This window comes from Paenibacillus sp. E194 (genome assembly GCF_000935845.1).
GTDB lineage: Bacteria > Bacillota > Bacilli > Paenibacillales > Paenibacillaceae > Paenibacillus_B > Paenibacillus_B alvei_B.
The window spans coordinates 1-23,750 of the sequence record NZ_JMDX01000077.1; the positions used below are offsets into that span (position 1 = coordinate 1).

Annotated in this window: 20 protein-coding genes and 1 riboswitch; of the genes, 9 read left to right on the forward strand and 11 right to left on the reverse strand. The window is 47.6% G+C overall.

Annotated elements, in window-relative coordinates:
* Positions 1-266 precede the first annotated feature (266 nt).
* Genes AZ66_RS12865 through AZ66_RS12880 form a run of 4 tightly spaced genes read right to left on the reverse strand, consistent with a single transcriptional unit; the run spans position 267 to position 3,869 of the window.
* Entirely contained in the window at positions 267-1,058 is a 792-nt protein-coding gene (locus AZ66_RS12865; protein ID WP_044355230.1) for an energy-coupling factor transporter transmembrane component T family protein, read from the reverse strand.
* Positions 1,059-1,061: 3 nt separating this feature from the next.
* Positions 1,062-2,000, reverse strand: a complete 939-nt coding sequence (locus tag AZ66_RS12870) for an ATP-binding cassette domain-containing protein (protein ID WP_044355231.1) — start codon at positions 1,998-2,000, stop codon at positions 1,062-1,064.
* A complete protein-coding gene (locus tag AZ66_RS29805; protein ID WP_052648499.1) occupies positions 1,988-3,487 on the reverse strand; it encodes an energy-coupling factor transporter ATPase in 1,500 nt (499 codons plus the stop codon). Before AZ66_RS29805 ends, AZ66_RS12870 begins: the two co-directional genes overlap by 13 nt.
* On the reverse strand, positions 3,471-3,869 hold the full coding sequence (locus AZ66_RS12880) for a NusG domain II-containing protein (protein WP_021257263.1): 399 nt from the start codon (positions 3,867-3,869) through the stop codon (positions 3,471-3,473). Before AZ66_RS12880 ends, AZ66_RS29805 begins: the two co-directional genes overlap by 17 nt.
* A gap of 265 nt (positions 3,870-4,134) precedes the next feature.
* Here AZ66_RS12880 and AZ66_RS12885 point away from each other — a divergent pair, with 265 nt between their 5' ends.
* The gene (locus tag AZ66_RS12885) at positions 4,135-5,214 is read left to right on the forward strand and encodes an FAD:protein FMN transferase (protein ID WP_044355232.1); all 1,080 of its coding nucleotides are present in this window, start codon (positions 4,135-4,137) and stop codon (positions 5,212-5,214) included.
* A gap of 166 nt (positions 5,215-5,380) precedes the next feature.
* Here AZ66_RS12885 and AZ66_RS12890 read toward each other — a convergent pair whose 3' ends face one another.
* From AZ66_RS12890 to AZ66_RS12910, 4 genes are all read right to left on the reverse strand, one after another.
* Positions 5,381-6,235, reverse strand: a complete 855-nt coding sequence (locus AZ66_RS12890) for a DMT family transporter (RefSeq protein ID WP_044355233.1) — start codon at positions 6,233-6,235, stop codon at positions 5,381-5,383.
* Positions 6,236-6,490: 255 nt separating this feature from the next.
* On the reverse strand, positions 6,491-8,401 hold the full coding sequence (locus tag AZ66_RS12900; protein WP_044355235.1) for a beta-N-acetylhexosaminidase: 1,911 nt from the start codon (positions 8,399-8,401) through the stop codon (positions 6,491-6,493).
* A gap of 260 nt (positions 8,402-8,661) precedes the next feature.
* Positions 8,662-9,552, reverse strand: a complete 891-nt coding sequence (locus AZ66_RS12905) for a formate/nitrite transporter family protein (protein WP_044355236.1) — start codon at positions 9,550-9,552, stop codon at positions 8,662-8,664.
* A 299-nt stretch (positions 9,553-9,851) separates the two neighbouring features.
* Complete coding sequence (locus tag AZ66_RS12910) at positions 9,852-11,288, reverse strand: NAD(P)/FAD-dependent oxidoreductase (protein ID WP_021262264.1); 1,437 nt, start codon at positions 11,286-11,288, stop codon at positions 9,852-9,854.
* 101 nt (positions 11,289-11,389) lie between these two features.
* Positions 11,390-11,488, reverse strand: a riboswitch (purine riboswitch).
* Positions 11,489-11,800: 312 nt separating this feature from the next.
* On the opposite strand from AZ66_RS12910, the gene AZ66_RS30565 reads away from it, so the two are divergent.
* The 3 genes from AZ66_RS30565 (at position 11,801) to AZ66_RS12925 (ending at position 14,897) form a co-directional block, all read left to right on the forward strand.
* Positions 11,801-13,069, forward strand: coding sequence for a LytTR family transcriptional regulator DNA-binding domain-containing protein (locus AZ66_RS30565; RefSeq protein WP_082061563.1), 1,269 nt, complete (start codon positions 11,801-11,803; stop codon positions 13,067-13,069).
* A gap of 263 nt (positions 13,070-13,332) precedes the next feature.
* A complete protein-coding gene (locus AZ66_RS12920; protein WP_021262266.1) occupies positions 13,333-14,187 on the forward strand; it encodes an ABC transporter ATP-binding protein in 855 nt (284 codons plus the stop codon).
* Positions 14,184-14,897 carry an ABC transporter permease gene (locus AZ66_RS12925; protein WP_044355237.1) on the forward strand — a complete coding sequence of 238 codons (714 nt, stop codon included), beginning with the start codon at positions 14,184-14,186 and terminating at the stop codon, positions 14,895-14,897. Before AZ66_RS12920 ends, AZ66_RS12925 begins: the two co-directional genes overlap by 4 nt.
* A 218-nt stretch (positions 14,898-15,115) precedes the next feature.
* Here the strand turns inward: AZ66_RS12925 and AZ66_RS12930 are convergent, their stop codons facing one another.
* On the reverse strand, positions 15,116-15,913 hold the full coding sequence (locus tag AZ66_RS12930; RefSeq protein WP_442950290.1) for an MgtC/SapB family protein: 798 nt from the start codon (positions 15,911-15,913) through the stop codon (positions 15,116-15,118).
* Positions 15,914-16,340: 427 nt separating this feature from the next.
* On the opposite strand from AZ66_RS12930, the gene AZ66_RS12935 reads away from it, so the two are divergent.
* Positions 16,341-17,633 (forward strand): helix-turn-helix domain-containing protein, encoded by a 1,293-nt coding sequence (locus AZ66_RS12935; protein ID WP_044355238.1) that lies wholly within the window; start codon positions 16,341-16,343, stop codon positions 17,631-17,633.
* Between the two features lie 251 nt (positions 17,634-17,884).
* Here the strand turns inward: AZ66_RS12935 and AZ66_RS12940 are convergent, their stop codons facing one another.
* The gene (locus AZ66_RS12940; RefSeq protein ID WP_044355239.1) at positions 17,885-18,163 is read right to left on the reverse strand and encodes a hypothetical protein; all 279 of its coding nucleotides are present in this window, start codon (positions 18,161-18,163) and stop codon (positions 17,885-17,887) included.
* 81 nt (positions 18,164-18,244) lie between these two features.
* Between AZ66_RS12940 and AZ66_RS12945 the strand changes: the two genes are divergently transcribed.
* The gene (locus tag AZ66_RS12945) at positions 18,245-18,886 is read left to right on the forward strand and encodes a hypothetical protein (protein WP_044355240.1); all 642 of its coding nucleotides are present in this window, start codon (positions 18,245-18,247) and stop codon (positions 18,884-18,886) included.
* A 527-nt stretch (positions 18,887-19,413) separates the two neighbouring features.
* Positions 19,414-19,626 (forward strand): hypothetical protein, encoded by a 213-nt coding sequence (locus tag AZ66_RS12950; RefSeq protein ID WP_044355241.1) that lies wholly within the window; start codon positions 19,414-19,416, stop codon positions 19,624-19,626.
* Positions 19,627-19,706: 80 nt separating this feature from the next.
* Here AZ66_RS12950 and AZ66_RS12955 read toward each other — a convergent pair whose 3' ends face one another.
* Entirely contained in the window at positions 19,707-20,000 is a 294-nt protein-coding gene (locus AZ66_RS12955; RefSeq protein WP_044355242.1) for a YciI family protein, read from the reverse strand.
* Between the two features lie 281 nt (positions 20,001-20,281).
* Between AZ66_RS12955 and AZ66_RS12960 the strand changes: the two genes are divergently transcribed.
* A complete protein-coding gene (locus AZ66_RS12960; RefSeq protein WP_156159957.1) occupies positions 20,282-21,679 on the forward strand; it encodes a YjiH family protein in 1,398 nt (465 codons plus the stop codon).
* Positions 21,680-21,949: 270 nt separating this feature from the next.
* On the forward strand, positions 21,950-23,245 hold the full coding sequence (locus AZ66_RS12965; RefSeq protein ID WP_021257278.1) for an MFS transporter: 1,296 nt from the start codon (positions 21,950-21,952) through the stop codon (positions 23,243-23,245).
* The last annotated feature ends 505 nt before the right edge of the window (positions 23,246-23,750 follow it).

The following is a 23,750-nucleotide window of genomic DNA, read 5'->3' on the forward strand; positions in this document are numbered from 1 at the left end:
ATGTCAAACGTTCCGGCAGGTGCCAACAATTCAATTTCTTTCCCATTAAAATATCTAGCCACAGTCGCTCTCCCCCAAGTCCATTCGTTTCAGTAGTCACTTCTAAGGTATCGCCTTGCGTTCTTACGAATAACCAAATATTTATATTCTAAATATAACATATTTAAATTGTTATTGTGACTATTTTCACAATATATACAATAAATACGCGCAGTCCGCTGCTGCCCCCTCTTTCTTAGAGAAAAGCAACGAATTGCGCTGATCTTCTACCATAATAGAACAAGTACTAACATTGCTATAAATAAAGCCATGAACAACGTATCTGCCTGCTTCCATTTCAATTGACGCAGCGACGTACGCGGTGCATTCAGTACATAGCCACGCGCCTCCATCGCCTGTACCAGTTCCTCCGCACGGCGGAAGGCACTCACGATGACTGGCACCATTAATGTCATAACCAGCTTGCCCTTCTGGGTGAAGGACAAATCCGCATAATCCGCTCCTCTTGAAGCCTGCGCCTTCATAACCTTCTCCGCTTCCTCGAATATGGTTGGAATGAAGCGCAGCGATATCCCTATCATCATCGACCAGCGCTGCGGAGAGCCTCCTACGAACCGAATTGGCTTAAGTACGCGCTCAAGACCTAGATTCAGTTCAACGGGTGCTGTCGTGAACGTTAATATCGCAGTCAGCGTCACGAGCAGCGCCATTCTCCATACAGCATATGCCCCATAAGTAACGCCGCCTGTCGTAATCTTCAAGCCGCCTACTTGTACAAGTGCGCTGCCGCTTGAATCAAATAGAAGATAGAAAATAAACATGAAGGCCATAATGAGCCACAGCGGCCGGGAGGCGCGGAAGTAGCGGTACAGCGAGATTCGTGAGCTTATCATAATGAGCAGCGCGAACACCGTAAGCGCGGCAAGCTCAGCGAACCGCTCTGCAAGAATGACCGCGACTAGATAGATGACCATCGCAGTCAGCTTGGCACGCGGATCAAGACGATGAATCCATGAATCGGCTGCCACGTAGCGGCCGAGCATCATTTTCGCCTGCATAAGCTACTCCTCCTTCTCCTCCAATGAATCGGCCTGCTGCTCCAACTGCTTGCTTCCAAAATGTGATCTTCCTTCGAGCCCCACGTCTGCAATCTTGGCAGCGAGCCATTCCGTCCAGCCCTCTACCGAGCAAGGAAGCTGATCCATTGGCACACCTGATCGCTCCATAACAAGTGCTGCTAGACGCATCGTTGCAGGCAGAAGAATCCCTGCCTCCCCTAGTCGTTCCGGCTGCGTCACGAGCTGCGAACGCGTGCCTTGAAAGGTCACTTGCCCATCCTTCATTAAGGCGAACGAATCTGCATAGGCAAACAGCTCATCCAGACGATGCGTTACCATAATGATCGTCTTGCCCTCTTCCTTGCAGAGCTTATGCAGCAGCGCAATGAGCTCTGCTCTGCTCACCGGATCAAGGGTAGCCGTTGGCTCATCAAGTACGACAATCTCAGGATTCGAGGCGAGTACGGTCGCAATCGCTACCTTGCGAATCTGTCCGCCGCTCAGCTCAAATGGACTGACCTGCAGCAGCGATTCAGGCAGACCTACCTGCATCATTGCCTTGCGAGCGGATGCCTTCGCCTCCTCCTCGCTCTGTCCAAACTGCAAGGGGCCGAACAGTACATCCCGCTCCACCGTTTCCTCGAACAGCTGCTGCTCCGGAAATTGAAAGACAAGCCCAACACGGCGCCTAAGCTCCTTCAAGCCGCGCTCTGGCGTGCCTCCTTGGAAGGTGAACTCCATTACCTTCAAGCTTCCTGAAGTCGGCTGCAAGATCCCGTTCAAATGCTGAAGCAAGGTTGATTTGCCCGAGCCGGTTGAACCGAGAAGCGCGATGAATTGTCCTTGCTCGAACGCGACATTCAATTCATCTAGTGCGGGGACACCATGCGCCCCTTGCCCTTGATAGCGATACGTGACCCGTTCCGCAGTTATGATCGCCATAGTGCATTCACCAGCTCTCTCTCGTCATTCGTATCCGGCACGTCCATGCCTCTTGCTTGCAGCGCCTTCGCCAATTGGAGGGTAAATGGCGCTTGCAAGCGGCACTCCTTCATGAGTGCTTCGTCTGCGAACAGTTCAGATGGCGTTAGATCCGCCGCTATCGTTCCGTCCTTAACAACAATAACCCGATCCGAAGCGAGTATTTCCTCTGCATCATGCGTAACCGATAGAATCGTGTAGCGCCCAGACGCATGCAAGCTTTGAAGCTGAGCTGTCAGCTCCCGCTTCGAGCGCTCATCCAGCATCGAGGTCGCTTCATCGAATATCAAAATGTCTGGATTCAGTACCATCATACCTGCGATCGCCACACGCTGTTTCTGTCCCCCCGACAGCTCCGCGGGATGCCGATCGAGCCATTCCCGCACACGGTACTCATCTGCTACCTGCTCAAGTCGGCGTTCCATGTCAGCAAGCGGTAGTTGGCGGTTCTCCATGCCGAACGCAATATCATCGCGCACCGTTGTTGCGAAGAACTGATTGTCTGGGTTCTGGAACAGAAACCCGACTTGGCGGCGAATATCTGCAACGCTCTCTTCATTGAGGTGCTCCCCGTTGACATAAATATGACCAGCATGCGGAGTGAACAATCCATTGATAAGCTTCAACAGTGTCGACTTGCCCGAGCCGTTAGGCCCAATAACAGATACCCATTGCCCCCGCGGAACTTGAAGCGATATCCCATGGAATAGCGGAGAGCGGTGCGGATATTGGAAATGGATGTTCTCCATAAACACCGCATTTTCATATGCAGAACTGGCATTGGCAGTACCAGCATCATTGGCAGTGCCCGCAACAGCAGCAGTAACATTAGCGGCACTATCAGCACTTGTCTCCTTGCCATGCGCCACTCCAATCTGCGGAGCAAGCGAGTCGAACAGCGGCAGCTTCGCCAGTGCTGCGACAATGTATTTCACCGCGATGCCGATAAAGATGCCTGTTACAACACCCGTAATAAGCAAGACCGGTAAGTAGTAGAAAATATTTGCTGTACCAAACACAATATACGCCGCAGTCAGCTGACCGGCGTTGTGCGCGGCGCCGCCTACGACGCTAATACCTATCAGGCTGACGTTATCGCGGCCAATTTTCAAGATGATGTACATCACCATGAAGCTGAACAAAGATCCTAAGAAGCTGAATAGGAAGGCGGAGAAGGTTCCCAGCATGAGCGTCATGAGCAATGTCTTCAAGATGACAAGCGTCAATGCGTCCCTTCCGTTCAAGAAATATAAGCATGCCAAGATCATTACATTGGCTAATCCGAGCTTCGCCCCCGGGATAGGCAGAATCGTCTGCACCGGAAGCATGGCCTCTACGAAGCCGAGAACAACAGCAACAGCGCTGAATATGGCGATAATGACCGCCTTCTTCAACGCTTCGGACTGTTTGGACACGGCAATACGATTCGTATTATTGTACGACGGCATCGATGTCACTCTCCTGGCCAGCATCGCCCTCGCTGAACAGCTCGACAAGCACGCGATGAGGCAAGCATACGATTGTATCATTCGGTCTCGATACGAAGCCGAACGACAGACACACCTTGTCGGAGCAATCGGCATCAATCATTTCGATCCCCTTATCATGTACCTTCAATAGGTTGAAGCCATGATCGGTTTCGACACGAATAGTTTGTTCTTCCTCGGTTAATTCCACTTGTTTATAAGGTTTCCCATCTACGGAAATATGAGCGACCACCTTGGAATTGTGCAAATTTTCACTTTCGTTTTGAAAGAACCACTTCGGCACAAGAAATGCGAGCGCCGCGACAATAATGACTCCGATGAGAATCAGATCTCCACGTTTCATCTTGTTGACTCCTCGGGTTACATTTTAATTTTGAAGCTATTTTTATTATACCTCTTCGTGAAAGAAGGTTCAATGTTCGTCCATGTCATAACCGTGAACTTCAGCGGAATATGCACGTGATAGACTGCATTTCTGTGATATGCTTGGTTTGCAACTTTTTGGGGAACTGCTATAATAAAATGCTTGGTTACGAGCCTATTTCCTTAATACAAGGATGTTCAAATCCTGTCTATTTCATTACACATATATATGGAGGAATCGCCTTATGATACGTTCACGCAGCCTGCTTCGCAGTGCCATCGTTCTGTTCTCTGCTTGCGCCCTTATTTTGAGTGGTTGCGGCAGCAGTAAAGATGAATCTGGAACGAGCGATACTGCAAGCCAGAAATCCACCATTAAGCAGCAATCCTACTTTATTTTTGATACGATCGTTACCGTCAAGATTTATGATGAGCGAGCGGATCAAAAACAATTCAAAGATATCGAGAACCTGTTAAAAGAAATCGACTCCCGCCTGAACCGTACGAAGGACACGAGTGAACTGGCGAAGATCCATGCTGCATCCGGCAAGCAAGCTGTCGCGGTTACGCCGGAATCCTATGATCTGATTGCCAAGTCGCTCGATTACGCGAAGCGTACCGAAGGGCGATTCGATCCAACCGTCGGCCCAATCGTGGACTTATGGAATATTGGCCATGAGAATGCGAAAGTGCCGGATGCGAAAAAACTCGCAGAAACCTTGAAGCTGGTTGATTATAAGGATGTTACGCTCAACCCGGACAAGCATGAAATTAAGCTGAACCGTGAAGGCATGGAGCTGGATATGGGCAGTATCGGCAAAGGCTACGCTGCAGACCGTATTGCTGACTACTTGCGCACGAACGGCTTCCCTAGCGCCATTATTGACCTTGGCGGCAATATTTTTGCCGTTGGACCGAAGCCTGGCGGTTCCGACTGGACCATTGGCGTCCAAGACCCGGATGAATCTCGCGGCAACCAAATCGGCAAGATGAGGGTAACTGATAAGACGATTGTTACATCAGGCGTCTATGAGCGTTACTTTGTGGAGAACGGCAAACACTACCACCACATTCTTGACCCTGCTAACGGGTATCCGGTTGACAATGGTCTTAGCAGTGTAACGATTGTGACAAACAATTCGACGGATGCCGATGCGCTGTCTACCTCTTTATTCGCACTCGGTGTAGAGAAGGGGTTGAAGTTCGTCGAGGCAGATCCGAATATTGAAGCCATCTTCATTACTACAGATCATAAGGTGTACGTTACATCAGGCATTAAGAAAATTTTCGAGCTGACGAACGATAAATATAAGATTGTTAATTAACACGAGAGTCCCTCGGGAACATAGAGCGCCCGCTGTCTCAACTGACCTGCTGCATACAGACGATCATTGAGGGCGGGCGCTTTTTTGGGCTTATCGTATACATTCCCTCATTTAAACAAATAAGGTACAAGCGAGTCGTGCTGAACATCTAACAGGAAGGTTCCCGCTATCCCCACATGCTGATCAAGGCCATACCGACTGCTACGACCCCCGAAGTCGCAATTCTCGTCCAGCCTTGCTGTTCCTTCAACACAACGATGCCTAGCAATGTCCCGATCACAATGCTGAATTCACGAATGGGCGCCAAGTGTGCAAGCGGACCAAGCGTCATCGCGAACAAGAACAGCAAATAGGAGCCTGGCGAGACGACGGAGCCAAGCACAATCGTGCGCCAATTGATGCGCCATTCCTCGCGCAGCCGCTTCGTTCTTAGGACAGAAGGCGCTAAGAATAGGAGCGCACCTAAGTTCGAAATTTGAATCAGACCCAAGGGGCTGAAGAACTGCACCACCATCTTATCCGTCAGCGTATAGCTGGCCGTACACAATCCTACCGTCGTCGTAATTGCCAAGGTAAGCCACCATGTCCTGTCACGCGGCTCCTTCGAGGAGAACATGCCGCTAAGTGCGAACAAGCCTCCAACAATGAGCAGCCAGCCGAGCCAGCCAACAAGAGACAGGCTCTCTTGGTATAGCGCCACACTAACAATTGGCACAATGAGTGCGGCCGTTCCACGCATCATCGGGTATACCTTGGACAGATCCCCAATCTGATAGGCCTTGGATACGAGCCAAAGATATATCCCTTGCAGCAGTAAGGACACAACAAGCAGCAAGCCATTCGTCCAAGTCCAGTGCATGATCACAAGATCATGGATGAAGAATGGCATGAACACGACGGTTGCCAACCCATGTAAGCAAAATAAAAAGGATTCCTTATGAATGCTCCGCTTCGCGAACATATTCCAAGCTGCATGCGCGAAGGCTGAAGCAATAACTAGCAGGAGGGCGTATATAGCCAAGCTAGCATCTCCTTTGCAGCAGATATCTTCCATCATCCGATTTCACATAGTATAAAAGGTGAAGCTCGATCATGCCTAGCACCGCAACAACAAGAAAACCCGGGTCGTAACCGACCGGGCCCCCTCGCTGCTGTATACAGCAGACTATTACCATAGTTCGCTGTAGCAGCATCGTGCTTGCCATCGAACCTTGCACATGTCTCCTGCAAGCACGATAAGGTATTTGAATCCCATTGACTTCGCTGCCTGACGACATTAGATTGCCGAGAACACGGTACCCGTCACCATGCGATGGAAGAACGGCTGATGCGCTACGCGATCCCCCGCCACTGGATCATCACTGTAGAATGGCAGACGTTCTGCATCAAGCTCCTCCAAGCGATCTACGCGGCCTTCCACGAAGTCGAGAATCCGATCTTCCGCCGACTGCAGCCGTGCAAGCACGGTACCATAGCGGCTGTCGAGCACTTCCCAGCCGAATGGCTTGCTTGTCGCCATCCATAATGCACGATGCGCCTTGCGCGCTTCATCGACCAGCGGACGAACGGACGGAATGACATCAGCTGCAATGCGGCGAAGCTCATCCTTATCACCATTCTGGTACGCGCGCGTGACCTGCACGCCAAGCATCGACTTTGCGCCAACAGCCTTGGACAACTTCGCATACATATCAAACACGAGCGCATGATCTCCTGCGGTATTGTCACGTGCAGCCACGAGGCGTCCAGCAAGCTCACTGTAATGCTTCGGCAGTTGCGACTCCAGCTCTTCTGTCAAATAGATATCAAACAACCCGATCAATGTGTCTTGGAACAACAGGAACTTCGAACCGTTCGAACCGTGCATGTTGTTCTTCGTTACACCCGGTGTCTCATCCAAGTAAGTGAGCTGCCAGTAATCATCGAAGCTCTGTCCGGTGCACAGCTGGAAGCGTTCCTTCATCTTCGCTTCATCGACTTCCCCTTCGGTATAGCCATGCTCAGCGAACAATTGCAAGCCTGGCAGAATTGTCATATGATTCGTCTCCTGCCCGTTGTCGCCCCATGCTGTCGCGAACACTTCCTTAATGCCCTTCGACTTGCAGGCAAGCAGCGCGGGATTCGTATTCTGCCACGTCTTCCCGTAGTTCGGACTCATCGCACCCCATACCCAGACGCCGCCAGCGAATACCGGATCAGAGCCCAGTTGGCGATGCTTCTCGATAAATTCCTCATAGAAGCCTTGATCATCATGGTAGTAATCCCAGTAGACGAATTGTACGCCCTTCGGAATTTGGTTAACAACTTCATTCGAGAAGTTAATGTCGAGATCATAATAGTGACCGCCGTTTTTCATAAGCAGGTGGAAGTACATATCACTCCACATCATCGGCGTAAGGCCATGCTTGCTCGTAATTCCCAATACACGCGCCAAATGCTCGTTCATAATATCGAACCGTTCGCGGAAGCCATGCTTGTGCATATATTTACCTAGACCAAGCCCGAACGCCTCATCCATCCCGATGTGAATGCGCTTGGAACGCAGCGGCTTCGTTGACGCTACAATCATATCCTCAATGAGTCGATAGGTGTCCTCTTCTCCTACAAGAAGGACGTCCTCCGTATCTTTCATCTCATTCGCATAGTCCCACTTCAGCGCCTGCGCCAAGTGACCAAGTGTCTGGATGCATGCCACTACCTCAATTCCGAATAACGCGGCATACTGGTCAATCTCATAGAGTTCCTCCGCGGTATAGCGTCCGCGCATGTAGCCAAAATACGGACGACCTGGAACCTCATACGTATCTTCGGTATATATCATTGCGCCGTTCAAGCCCATTAACGCCATTGAGCGCAGCGTCTGCTTCATCATATGTACATTCGGAACTGCGTTCCGAGATGCATCAATCATCGTTCCGTTATACGTGAATTGCGGATGCTCTGTAATATCGAATGGCTGCCCCTTGCGCAGTTGCTCAACGAACAAGCCCAGTGCACGGAAGAAATGAATATCCGACTCATAGCGGATCAAGCCTTCTGTACCATCCCATGCGGCACGAAGCGATCCCTCTCCCTGCTCTACGCGGACTGTAGTGCCTTCTGTCCCCACTTCCACCTTCAATAATGACTTCAATTCGAGAATCCCTGGTAATACATGTTCGATACTGCCCGTAAAATGCAACTTCACAGCCAGATCCCTCCCCACGAGTTAGTTGGATACGCTTACAGATACAGCGAGGTATCGGTATCTTTTTATAGAATGCGAAATGCAGAAATAAATTTGTCACCCGTAGTTTACCACATCTATCCCCTGCGAAAGTGACAAGCCCGTGAATTCCTATGAAAAAAACGTCATATCGATGACGCAAAAAAGGCCGAGCCTCGATGGACTAGACCTTACCTATCTTCTTTTTCAACATCACTTGGCATTCTCTAATCCCAATACCTCTAATGGACAGGTGCACTTGCACTTCCTGACGAGGCCACCTTGCTTGAATTTCCCGCTCCCTGCATATTCGTTGATACGTTTGATGATACACCTGCTTCAGCTGCCTGCTTCTGATCTTGCTGCGAACGCAAATATACCATATAGTAAGCCCCTGCAACGAACACGACTCCTCCAACCAAGTTACCTAGCCATACCGGTACGAAGTTCGTCATATATTGTCCCCAGCTAAAATGACCCTCAAAGATCGCAGCCGGAATTACGAACATATTTGCTACAACGTGCTGGAAACCAATCGCAACGAATGCCATCGTTGGGAACCATATCCCCATGATCTTCCCGCTGAAGCTCTTCGCTCCATAGGAGAGCCATACCGCAAGTGCAACTAACCAGTTGCAGCCAATCCCACTGACAAAGGCTTGAATGAAACTATCGTCTAGCTTATGCGCAGCAACATCTACTGTCTTCTGCAAATAAACACCGGAGCCAGTCAAACCAACCACATGACCGAAGAAGTATGCCACAAACAGCGCTCCTAAGAAGTTGGCAATCGTAATGACGACAATATTGCGAATAGCCTCCGTGGTCGATATACGTCCCTTCATCCGAGCAAGTGGTACGGCCATCATGTTCCCTGTCAGCAGCTCACCGCCTGCTAGTAAGGTAAGAATAAGACCGACCGGGAACAGTGCCGCTCCGATTAAGCTGTTGATGCTTCCCCATTCCGCAGGCGCTCCAGCTGTTACACGTATATATAAGAGATAACCAAGCGCAATAAATGCGCCGGCAAGGAATCCTAGAATCATCATGGCGGACAATGGGTTCTTCGCCTTAATCGTTCCGGTATCTACTGTCGCTTCCGCAATTTGCTGCGGCTTCAAATAACCTGACATCGATATAACCTCCTGCTTATGATTATTCAGATGCAAGCCCCATCATTTCCAAGACCCACACCCCATCCGCACCTACTCAGTACGAATAATTCCAGTTGGAATGTCAGCTGAACAGGTTGCAAATTCATTGTAACGGAGCCCCAAATCCGATGTTGTGCAATTTATCACAAAGTACCCTTCAAATATTGTCCATTTTGCGTATAACCCCGTGCATGACCGATCTACGCAAAAAAGCCAGTAAGTCGCACAATCGACTCACTGGCCATAAGCTGTATATGTTGTTGACCTGCAATGTGAAATTATGCGCCGCGCTTAGCAACAATGCTCCGTGCAATGTGTACACCTGCAGCACCCGCTTGTGCGAGTCCACGCGTAATGCCCGCGCCGTCTCCACCGCAGTATAAGCCATCAATTTCGGATTCCAACGTCGTGTCCAGCTTCGGGCGAGCGGAGTAGAATTTCGCCTCTACCCCATAGAATAACGTATGTTCAGAAGCGATGCCTGGTGTTACGCGATCAAGCGCTTCAACCATTTCGATAAGACTCTTCATCGTATTATACGGAAGAACAAGACCTAAATCTCCAGCAACAGCTTCTTTCAAGGTAGGCTCCAAGAATCCTTCTTCGATGCGCTTCTCTGTAGAACGGCGACCTCGAATGATATCCCCATACTTCTGAACGATAATCCCACCTCCGGACAAATCATTCGCACGCTTGCAGATTTCACGAGCGTATTCATTCGGCTTGTCGAACGGTTCCGTGAACTTGTGCGAGACAAGCAATGCAAAGTTCGTATTCGCAGAACCAAGCTTCGGATCCTTGTAGGAGTGCCCGTTGGCACACATGATCCCACTGTGGTTCTCGACCACGACATGGCCAGATGGATTGCTGCAGAAGGTACGCACTTGTGTGCCGACAGACGTGTTGAACACGAATTTCCCTTCATACAGGTGCTCGTTGATTTCGCGCATGACGATATCCGATGTCTCCACACGCACCCCAACATCCACTTGGTTGTTGTACATTTTCAAGCGGCGCTTCTTCAATATCTCCGTCAGCCACGCAGAACCGTCACGTCCTGGTACGATGACCACTTGATCCGCTTCATGCTTCTCGCCGCTCTTCAGTTCAATCCCCTTCACAATATGGCGTCCATCCTGCTTCTCTGTAATCAGATCCGCTACTTCGGTCTTATAGGCCATATCGATACGAGTCTTCAAATATTCATAAATGGATTTCAAAATCTCCAAGTTCTGCTCAGTGCCCAGATGTCGAACTTGTGCGCGAAGCAGCTTCAAGCCAGCAGAATATCCAAGCTGCTCAATACGGCGAACCGTTTCTGTCGTTGGATCGGTAATGTCCGTCGTCGCTCCGTGCTCCAAGTTGATTGCATCTACATATTTAATCAAGTCCAGTACTTGCGAAGCTGGCAAGAAGTCTGTCAGCCAACCTCCGAACTCTGTAGTTACGTTAAATTTCCCATCACTATATGCCCCTGCTCCACCGAAGCCGTTCGTAATCGAACAAGCTGGAAGACAGCCAGCAAAGTCCTTCTTCCCTGCCGCTGGAGGACACTTCTGAATCTTCTCCTCCAAAATCGGACAGTTGCGGCGATAAATATCATGTCCCTTATCTACAAGCAAAACCTTCAATTGCGGTGCCTTCAAAGATAATTCATAACAAGTGAAAATACCGGCCGGACCTGCTCCTACAACAATTACATCATATTTACTCATTGTTTCCTCCTCGATGCTCACGATGTCTCGGTCTATTTCTCTTCTATCCGATGAGCCTACACCCATTTTGGGCAAAAAAAATATCCCGTTACGTTCAGGTATGCCAAAGCATACCTACTCGTAGTCAGGAATTTACGGCTCCTGGTAGAGACCCCTAGACCTTATCTCTGGGATATACGAACAGGATAAACAAAAAATGGCCAATCAATCCTTGCCACCCACTTCTGTGGGAACAACCTTATTGTATCGGAATTTGGCGAACAAGTCAACGCTGTTTACGCCCAATGTTCGTAAATTATTTTTAAATATCATTTCATTCCATTATAGTAGATAGTTAGACAGGTAAAATCCGAACATTAATACAAATCCCCTTTGAGGGGTTTCTTACCATAGAAGGGTAAATACATCGTTAGTCAGGTTAGCATCTACCCAAATCTAGGTTCTCGATATATCATTTACCTATATGATCTAACTCACACCAATGAATAGGCATACTGATTGGAGGTTCGCGTATGAACGCGCAGGAACCCCCCTACGGGGAAGGACTTATTATTGATAAGTTATATGTGACGAAGGGCAATTCCACTCTTTTAGACGCGCTGAGCGTACAAATACATCCCGGACAATGCACTGCAGTGCAAAGCAACCATATTACGGGACAGTTAATTATCGATCTGCTTATGAATCGCGCTAAGCCCTCTGCCGGCAGTGTAACCTGGCGTGGAGTGCCACTCTCTTCTGCCTCACTCGCCACCAAAATCGGCTGGATTCGGCAGGGCGATCCCCTCTACGAGCGATTAACACCGAAGGATGCCCTTATCTTCTATATGAAGATGTATGGAGCCTACCATAAAGATCGACTTGAGCAGCTATTGAAGCTAACCAGTCTACATGAGTGCGTGAATACGCCGCTTGGCAAATGTACGCTATCTGAGCAGCGCCGATTCCACTTGGCAAGAGCCGCCGCACATCGTCCGGAACTAATCGTCATCGAGGATCCCGAATTCCACATGGACTTAGAGAGCAGCTACCTGCTTCGGCAATGGATCAACACTATGTGCGAAGAAGGCGCTTCAATCTTCATGACCGTACCTTCCTTAGAAAGCGCGCTTACGATGACCAATCATGTCGTTCGCTTAACACCATCGGGCTTCAAGTCCGTTATTATTGAGGATGAGGTGCCTGTAGCAGGAACACTTCAGGAAGTCGAGATATTTGAAGCGCATGGGCATACAAGCGATGCTGAACAGCAGGTGTTCGTGGCGGAAGCTGAAGATGGTGGACAAGAAGGCACCAGAACGACGGAGTCTCTAAATAAAGATGTTAGCAGCCAACCATCAAAACCATCAACTAAGGACAAGAAGTCCACAATACAAGCCGCTGAGAACGAAGAGGATGAGCCTGAATCCGCTGCAGCTGGACAACGCTTCGTCCCTCAAATCAGCTTCGATAAGATTCCAGCGCGCATCGAAGACAAAATCGTGCTTATCGATCCACTGGAACTGAATTATATTGAAAGCCAAGACGGGGCTTCCCAGCTTCATATGCATTCGGGTTCCCTCCCCTGTACAATGACGCTGATGGAACTGGAGCGCAAGCTTAAGGCATTCGGATTTTTCCGCTGCCACCGTTCTTACTTGGTCAACCTGCAGCGTGTACGCGAGGTCATTATTTGGTCGCGCAACAGCTACAGCCTTGTGCTCGATGATGAGAATAAGAGCAAGGTACCACTCTCCAAGAATAAATATGAAGAAATGAAGGCCATTATGGGGATCGGATAATTCATCATCTGCGCCATTCATCAGGAAAAGCTGTATTATCCACTCTCTCATTGGTTCCATTCCCCCCGCGAAATGCTCCATTCAACCTCTGGAGCACTCTCTTCGCGGGGTTTTTGAGGTGGTGATCACCCTTTCGCGATACGATAAGGATGTCGACAGGGACAGCAACGCAGCAATGAGCCGACTCAGCCGCAAGCGAATAATAGCGGCTCCGGCATTCACATCGTACACAATATCATTTATATAAAGCGAGGGTGACTCACATGGAACCAATTATCGAAGTGAGAGCAATGACCAAGACATTCGGCAATAAGCAAGCCATCAAGCCAATTGACTTCACAATTGAACGCGGTGAAATCTTCGGATTTCTGGGACCTAGCGGCTCCGGCAAGACGACAACCGTTAAGATACTGACTGGTCAACTGCTTCCTACGTCAGGCACAGCCCGCGTATTTGGCGTAGACATCGCAAAGATGAAGGATTCGGAACGCCAGCAGCATCTATCTCGCATCGGCATATTAACGGATAACAGTACCTTGTACGATCGGCTCACCATTGAAGACAATCTTGTATTGTTCTGCAAGTTGTATAATGTGCCAACGAGCCGAGTACAGGAAGCGCTGGAGCAGGTTAACTTAACGAATGAACGCAAAACGGCTGTTAAACAGTTGTCCAAAGGGATGAAGCAGCGGGTAACACTCGCACGCGCCTTGCTCCATAAGCCCGATATTTTGTTCTTAGATGAACCGACATCTGCTCTTGATCCAACAAATACGAAACGAATTCATGAGGCGCTACGCGAACTGAACCGCATGGGTACAACCATTTTCCTGACGACACATGACATGGAAGAAGCAGAATTGCTGTGCGATCGTATTGCATTCCTCCATAATGGATGCATTGCTGCCATGGATACACCGCAGCAGCTGCGGATAGCCCATATGGATCATGGCATTACGGTTGTTACAACAGACGGAACCCACACCGTTGAGCGCGACGAGAGTGGAGCCAAGCGCATTCATGACTGGATGACTTCCGGCAAGCTAGTATCGATCCATTCGAACGAACCGACATTAAGCGATATTTTCATTAAAGTGACTGGAGGCGTATTACAATGACATTTTCGATAAATCGTGTATCTGCAATGATTCAGAAAGAATGGAAAGACGCTCTGAAGAATCAAATGCTTTTAATCACTGCCGCTTTGCCGCTTATTTTCGCTTTTATGTTCAGCAAAGGAGAAGCCGGTGATGGCGCCACTCTTCTGATGATGCCAGTTAATATGGCGCTGCTCATGACCTGTTTATTTGTTCAATCTATGATCGTTGCGGAAGAGAAGGAGAAGCATACGCTGCGCGTACTGATGCTGTCCCCTGCCAAGCCGCTCGAAGTATTGCTGGGCAAGAGCGCAATCTCCGTATTCTTGACCGTATGTGCGCTTGTCGCAACATTTCTGATTGCAAATACACCAGGTCTTCCGCTTGTCGGTCTTGTTATGCTGATTGTACCAAGTCTGATCATGTATGTAGCATTCGGAACTCTTACCGGTTTGCTTTCCCGTACGATGATGGAAACTTCCTTTGTAGGTATGCCGCTGATGATCATCTTCTTAATGGGGCCAATGTTCAAGTCTATCTTTAATAGCAGCCTAGTAAATACGATTGTGGATTATTTGCCAACATCTCAATTGTCAGCAGCAGCCGAGAAACTATGGGATGGACAAGGAATTTCATCCATTTTAATCCACACTGGCATCATCTCCATCTGGATGGCTGCAGCGATTATCATTACATTGATTGTATATCGCAGCAAGCGTTACGACGCATAATGAGCTTGTCCGACAGGAAAACCACTATTTCCCGAGAAATATACGGCGACTTTCTACTCGAACAGCAACATGAACAGCACAGCCCCAGAGGAGTACACGCTCTGGGGCTGTGCTGTCTGTAAGTGATGCAATTCTTACTTAGATTGCTCTTCCACAGATTGACCCTCCTGCTTGCGTTCGAACAAGTCGCTAAGACCCCATCTGCTCTTCTCCGCGGTCTATTCATCGATGCCAAAATGCTTCACAGCCCTCACGCACGGCTCAGAAAGCAGCTTCTCCAGCAGCTTATCGATATGCCATGTACGGCATTTCAAGGTTACCTGCAGCAGCACACGGCAATGGCTATCTAGTTCATTTGAGTCCTCTAATGGTGGATAGGCGGTTACTCTAGCCTCCGCTCCTCGTTCCACAGGTTCAATGGAAATGTCCGATATGGCAATGTTCTGTTCCTTCAAAATAAATAGAACCTTCCCGATATGACGCGGTCCATCCGCAATAACAAGTGCAAGCTGCCTTACAGAGGCAGATTTCGAGAAGCGCGAGAATTTCTTCTCCAGCTTGTTCAACATGAATAAGCTGAAAAATGCTGTAAATGCGGTCAGTAGCGCTCCATAGTAGAAGCCTGCTCCAACCGCCAAGCCTATCGCGGCAACTACCCATAAAGAGGCGGCAGTCGTCAGTCCTGATACGGTCATGCCCGTCCTAAGTATCGTTCCCGCACCAAGAAATCCGATCCCACTAATCACTTGAGCTGCTAGCCGGGCAGGATCCATGCGTACATTCGTTTCATAAATAAAGCTTGAAAAGCCGTAACTCGACAACATCATAATGAGCGCAGAACCAAGACAAACGAGAATATGCGTACGGAATCCAGCCGCATGCTCCCCAAATTCGCGCTCCAATCCGATTGCTCCGCCCAGCACAACGGCAGTGATGACACGCAGGGTAAGCTCCAGCATGCCGATTTGCCATACTTCTGGATGAACGCCTAATTCCATATTTCGTATCAGCCTCATTCGTAGATGCCCTGTTCCAACCGCAGATTAAATAGTGGAATATGAGTATGGGCACATTGTTATTATTTTTTGTAAGCGCTTCCTGAAAGAGATCTGTTAACTCCTCTCACCCCCGCACTACATCTACCTGCGGCTTCACATGCAGCCGCCACTTCGTTTACATGGATCCTGCGAATCGTTATGGCAGATGCCTTACTGTCACATGTGAGGTGGTGAAATCGAGTATATAATCTGGATTATATGCGCTCGTCATCGAAGTAGAACGAATCGTTTATTATTCTTCATTCGATAACGTGACACTTGAAGCGGTTCATACATTCGCAGTCCTATTGTTGCGTATTTTCTCGTCTATCAAATTCCTGTTTCTCCCATGTTAGAATAATATTGATCATAAATTATCGAAAAATGAGAGAAGGTGTCTTATTGGATGGTACAAATATTGTCCATAGGTGAACTCATCCACACGTACAGACACAAGCAAGGCATGGCGTTGTCCCAATTAACAACATTGACAGGTATACATAAAGCCACAATATCCAAAATCGAAAACGGCGAGGTCAGGCGACCCGAATATGCGACTATCCAGCCGCTGGCCCGTGCGTTGAACGTTCCGTTAAAAGAGTTCATCGAACTATACGTCACTGTTGAGAGGCGGGCAGAACCCCTCCTACGTGTGCTGAAAGATGTGCTCCAACAGGGGGAGAACGCCGCACTTGTGCGTACCGTTGGAGCCGCATTTCTGGCATCGACAAGCGACGATAGCTACACTCTAGTCGAACAGTTATATGACTTCAGCACCACTGTGGAACTGAAGACGATGCGATTGACTCTGTATCAACTGATCGTAGACTATTCTCGCGACCATGGCATTATGCCATTCTTAGCAAGAGGGTTATATCAGGTCTACCTGATTGAACGAGACGATTTTACCCGACTTCGGAACGTTTATGAAAGCGGTAAGCATATTGTGCAATATGCGAACTTCTTAGGCATCGAAGATAGAATCACTTTGTACTACAAATTGGCTGTTCATGCGTTCAATTTATTTTTATACCGGCAAAGCATTGATCTCTGTCTTCATGTTCTTCAAGAAGCAGATGCAGACAATTGGTATTACATCAATGCGCTTGGCATATTGCAGGATTCCTATTTCTATATTGAGGACTATGATAAGTCTGAATACTACTCACATCTTTACACGCAATATAATTACCCCCACATCAAGGTAAATTCAGTCCTTATGGGAGCATTGCTAAACGCCAAAAAGGGAAACTCTGCTGTTTCCATCGAACAGCTTACTTCCTTTCTGGAAACGTGCAATCAGGATGATGCTCTTCATGCTATTAATCAATTAATGTTATTATATTTGCAGGACAACCAATTAGATAAAGCGGAACAATTGCTTGCATACCCAATATGTCTACAATCCATCAGAACAAATAACCCCAACATCATCTCGCAGCTAGCCGAATATTATTATCACCGAGCTGAATACTTTATTACCATTGGCGACCTTGATCAAGGAATATCCGAATGCCTGGAAGGTGCGTTCCATTTCTCGAGAGTGAATGATACGGATCAAGAAAAAGAATGCATCAACCAAATCGTGTGTAGTCACCTGCAACAAAACGTTACCCTGTCTATTCGCACCTTAGAAAAAATGAAGAAGTATTACAAACGCAGCGCAGCTAAAGAACATAAATTGGAGGGGTTCATATGAAACGTTTAAAGGCAATGCTATACAGCAGTCTCTTGTGCACTGTCCTCATTGAGATGATCCAGTTGTCGGGGAATGTTGGAGGGACACATCCATGGTAAGAGCACTCGAAAGTGCTCTTTTTTCTTTTTTAGTTGCCTTTTATTGGATTTATTAAAAAACCAACAACTCATTGTATACTTGTTTGTAAATATAAGGAACAAATAACAAATAGTGATGAAATGGTAAGTATCCAGTGGATAAATTTGCGCATTTTAGCGTAGGCGACCTAACACCTGTTTAACTGTATATCGAACTAAAAGTAGAATGCCATACACAATAAAGACATTTACAGCATATAAATCAAGTCTCCATGAACATTCAACTGCATTTCTCCATAAAAAAACTTCACTTGCATGACTTAACGGCTCTTTTGGACCATAAAAAACAAAGGGAACCGGAAATCCTAATTGTTTGCCATTACTTCCAATTAGTAATAAAAGAAAAGGCAAGATCAAGCTAACAACAACAAAAATAAATTTACTTTTCCTCATTCTACAATCTCCTTAATTAGAAATTTATCTCGCACACCATTGAAATTTACATATAAAACAAAAAAATTAGGAGGGTATTACATGTCTAAAAAAATTACTTCATTGTTTTTTTCACTAGTACTGATTTTTTCACTGGCAAGTTCTGCTTTTGCGGAAGAAGGAAAAAACGTTTTAACGTTCGACCAGAAAGAACAATTGAAGGCTATTGAAAAAAAGTTTGACGGCGATGTTGAAATTTTCTTCCCTGATTCAGAATCCTTAAACTTTACTGACTCTTCGGAAAGAATGAAATTCAATTCTGTAGAAGAACTCGAAGCATTTATTGATATTTTAAAATCTGAACAAACAAATGGAGACAATGGAGACATTAATACTTTGGGGTCATCTCCATTATATACTGGACATGTCAAATGGTATGCAGCTTTATTGGGAGGAACGTTTTCTTATAAAAACATCGAGTATAAGTATGATGTCAGTTTTGATAGAAAAGGGAATGGGTACATGAGCAGAATTTATGATGTTAGCTCTTATTTAACTGGCATCCAAATTGGACTTTCCTATACTCAATTAAAAGATAGATCGTGGGTAAGTGGTGATACTGCTCACCTTATTGTTGATGGTACGTATTTAGTAGGAGCAGACATTTTTGGTGTCCCTATTGGAGTTAAAGTTGAGACTACTTGGGAAAAAACTGACACAAAGGATATGCCAAGTCAAGCTTAGCTAGATAATAACTTTTTCTTTCGAGACGGAGTAATACAAATGGTTTTTGAAAAAAAGTTTTTCAACCGGTGTGCTACGGCGCAAAGAAGCCCAGGTATTTTAATCCTTGGGCTTCTTGCAATTACGGCTCCGATTCGTCCAGCAGCCGTAATTCCCGTCTTTATCGATAGCATAGCGTAGTCGTAGCAAGAAATCAACTTGGCTTAATCTACTTGATATTCACGGCAGTTTTCATCGAGCATGATCTTCGCCGTGCTCCATCCGGATTAACTCGTGTAATGAACTCGTCGCCTTCCTAAGCGATAATTATACGGAATACCTGCAGCTCGTGCTTTTACTATAGCCTATGCAGCTCAGCGCTTCTGCTCTTCTGCTCCGCTGTTCGTTATTTCAAAAATGTTTCCATTCCCCCCTCCTATTGCTCCTTTCAGCCGACAAAAGGTACTTTTCAACCGGAATTTAAGGAATGGACGTATAGATGCCTATAGAATAAGGGTATCAAATCAATCGAGGGGACGTTGAAACAAATGATGAAGAAGCAAAATGAAAAGAACACTTGGACTTGGAGCGCATTGAAATCGAAGAGAGCATTTTGGTTATATTCCGGAATCGCATTAGGTGCGGTTTTGGGTCATCTTACTAATAATCTGGGTACATTCGTGGCTGTTGGCTTATGTACCGGTGAGGCCATGTGGAAGACGTATCAGAGACAAGTTCGTACACAGCATGCAGAAGGATAAGCTGTACATAAATGAAGCGAGACTGCCGAATAAGGCGAACGGTCTCGCTTTTTTAGTATCATCAGCCTTGCTTAACCGCCTTATTTCTGAAATAAGCGTGCTTGCAGGCTCGGATCTGCCTTCGTAGGACGAAAGGCAATATAGTGATATTCAGCCACGTGATGTACAAAGAAAGGATCCTGCTCGATATATGAGCGTGCTTCCTCCTCTGTCTGCGCATCCACTACGATAATTCCGCCTGTACGAGGCTCCTTCGGCCCGGACAGCAGAAATACACCTCTCACATAATGCTCGTCCAAAAAGGCACGGTGGGCATCCAAATGTACATCCACATCGCTCATCGGCTTCGTATAGCTTAGCTCTACAACATACATGCTCGTACTCCTCCCTGATCTGCTTCATACATAGAAGCAGCCGATGCATCAAGTATTTCGCACGAACCGAATGAAGTCAAGAACTGCTCTGTTGACTCCTAGGTATACCTCGCAATGAATGACTTAGAAGAGATTATCAAAACATAGAAAATACAGGTGTGCTGCACCTTATTTTATTGTCACTTTTTGCTAACCATTCAACTCTTGGAATTCAACTCTATTTGTATTAAAGTAAACGATGTTGCATAAATATACCGCACTCCAAGGAGACTTATTCATACATGATAGCTAAGAACGACAACAATCAGCAAGATCCCTTGCATTCCCAGCAATTGAATATGGGTGGACTGCTGCATTTCGCAATTCCATCCTTGCTCGGATTGTTTCTCTTCGTCATTCCGATTCCATGGAATGGTGAAGTGACCGTACCCATTGCATTTCTGGCCAAGCTCATCGGACAATGGCTTGCGCCGTGGCTCCCGCTTGCCGCCACAGTCATCATTGTATTGGCGTGGCTGGGGACGGCTTATACTTACTTGCGGAAGCCAGCTAATCTGCTGCAACTGCCGTTATGGAAGGCACTGTTCGCCATCTCTCCCTTCTGGTTCGCCGCACGGACGGTAGGCATGATATTTGCCTTCATCACCTATTTCCAGATTGGACCTGAATGGATATGGTCGGAGCATACTGGAGGCATGCTGCTTACGAGCTTGATTCCAGGCTTGTTCGTCGTATTTATGCTTGCTGGCCTGCTCCTGCCGCTGTTGGTTGATTTCGGACTGCTTGAATTTTTCGGTACGCTTATGACCAAGATTATGCGGCCTATCTTCACCTTGCCGGGCCGTTCCTCCATCAACTGCATGGCATCATGGCTTGGCGACGGTACAATCGGAGTCATGATGACAAGCAAACAGTACGAGGCTGGGTACTATACGAAGCGTGAAGCTGCCGTAATCGGCACAACCTTCACAGCTGTATCTATAACCTTCAGCTTCATCGTTTTAAGCAACGTGAACCTGGCGCATATGTTTCTTCCGTTCTATGTGACGGTCACATTAGCTGGCATGATCGCAGCCATCATTATGCCGCGCATACCGCCGTTGTCGCGCAAGCCAGACACGTATGCGCCAGGCGCAACCCCAGCAGAGGATGAATCGATCCCATCTGCATGGAGTCCTTGGCAATGGGGACTTCGTCAAGCGGTAAGCAAGGCACGACAACATGAAGGAGCCGGTTCCTTCATGCGGGAAGGCTGTAAAAATACGATTGACCTATGGATTGGCGTGATTCCCGTTGTTATGGCCATCGGCACCATCGCCGTAGCCATTGCAGAGTATACCCCAATCTTCCAATGGCTCGGCGCACCGTTCATCCCAATTTTGCAGCTGCTGGGACTCCCCGAAGCAGCGGCGGCTTCGCAGACGATATTGGTTGGATTCGCGGACATGTTCCTGCCTACGGTGCTGGGTTCCGGCATCGAGAGTGAGATGACCCGGTTCGTCATTGCCGCTCTATCCGTCACGCAGCTCATCTATATGTCTGAGGTAGGTGGATTGCTGTTAGGCTCCAAGCTGCCTGTTAATATGAAGGATCTATTTATTATTTTCCTGCTCCGTACGTTAATTACATTGCCGATTATCGCAATCGCTGCACATCTACTGTTCTTTGTGAAAATCTAAGATATGGCTCTGTCTTGCGAGATATTTTCTAATTTTCTCCAAGATAAGGGCCATTTTCTATATTGCAACAATGATCAAAAACGATTATCGTTACATCATTCCATCCTTATGACAATCGTTCACCTTAGAAATAGATTTTCTCTCACCTTTGAAACTTCATCTTATTAGAACTATGAACCACCGGCTGAGCCGACAAGGCAGCTCTTTCGCCTGATTTCCAATGTCGATCCCTGCTCTGCTATGGATTCGCCTCAGGAAAGGAGTTCTTCCATGGACAACAAATCATCTTCATCATCTATTGCAGCATCCTCACAGGGACATTCGCCATCACGAACGGAGTCCCCAAGCTTGGAGCCAAAAGCACATCTTCAAGCGGACACCATATTCCGCATTCTGCTTGCGATCAGCTTCGTTCACTTGTTCAATGATTCGATTCAGGCTGTTATTCCAGCAATCTTCCCTATCCTCAAGTCATCGATGAATCTTACATATGCCCAGATCGGTTGGATCTCCTTTGCGATTAACGTGACTGCCTCCCTGCTTCAGCCTGTGGTTGGGTATGCTGCGGATCGCAGACCAACACCTGCACTGCTTCCTATCGGCATGTGCTTCACCTTCGCTGGTGTATTGCTGCTTGCCTATGCACCGAATTATATTCTGGTGCTGCTTGCCGTTGTGCTCGTCGGCTTCGGATCAGCCGCCTTCCATCCAGAAGGGATGAGAGTAGCCCATATGGCTGCCGGCGCCCGCAAAGGGCTGGCTCAATCCATCTTCCAAGTTGGCGGCAATGCAGGGCAATCCCTTGCACCGATGCTGACCAAGTGGATATTCATCCCCTTCGGGCAATCAGGCGCGCTCGTATTTACATTTGTTGCAGGGGCAGGTATCGCGGTACAAACCTATATTGCACGCTGGTATCGAGCGATGCTCGATAGCGGTTATGCATTCAAGAAGCGGCACCAGGCACGCACGATGGATCCATCGAAGCGAAGCCGTATTCAATCCGCTACAATTATTTTAGTTGTGCTCGTCTTCGCGCGTTCTTGGTACACTGCCGCCATCGGCAGCTATTATTCGTTTTACTTGATGGAAGCCTATCATTTGACGCTCGATGATGCGCAAATTTATATTTTCTTATTCCTCGGAGCAGGGGCAGTGGGAACATTCTTCGGCGGCCCGCTTGCAGATCGTTTTGGAAGACGCAATCTCATTCTAGCATCGATGCTCGGCACTGCTCCCCTTGCCCTTGTACTGCCTTATCTGCCGCTGTTCTGGGCTGGTGTTGTGCTCGCGATTACAGGATTCATCCTCCTATCTAGCTTCTCGGTTACCGTCATCTACGCGCAGCTGCTGCATCCCGGCAACATCGGAACCGTATCGGGGCTAATTACGGGATTTGCCTTCGGAATGGGCGGGATTGGCGCATTGGCACTTGGTTATTTCATTGATACATGGGGTATTGAAGCTGTAATGATCGTGTGTGGATTCCTCCCCTTAATCGGCCTCCTGACTTGGATGCTGCCAAGCGACAACACGCTCCATCAATGGGCAAAAGAAATATCATAGCATGTCGTTATCAGCTCCAATGAACAACACACCTCTTATGTCCCGATGCTATCCGGCACTTGATCGAAAAGTTGCTGGGTAGCATCGGCTATTCGTGCAAATTCACCCTTTGAACCTTCCCCTGCAGCAAATCGAATTAAATATTATTAGAAAATGGAAGCCCGCTTCCCCTTGCCCCAGACGCGATGTAGGTCTACAATATTGTCAACTTCACTTGAGGGGTTATTGCCATTCATTGCAGTCTAAGAGACGATGTCCTCCCATAGATAAGTGAAGGAATGAACCCGAAACCGGACACATAACGATGAGGACTGATAAGGTATGCACGTCAATCCATCATTTCAACAATCATGGATTTGCAATGCAATACAGACAACAATGGAGTACATCATGGAGGTGATGGAGGATGCCACAAGTAGACAATGAGGAACGAGAACAAGCCACGGTGAATGAACAGCCGAGTGAGACCGCTGAAGAGCAAGCCACAGCTGAGGAAGTAGAGGCT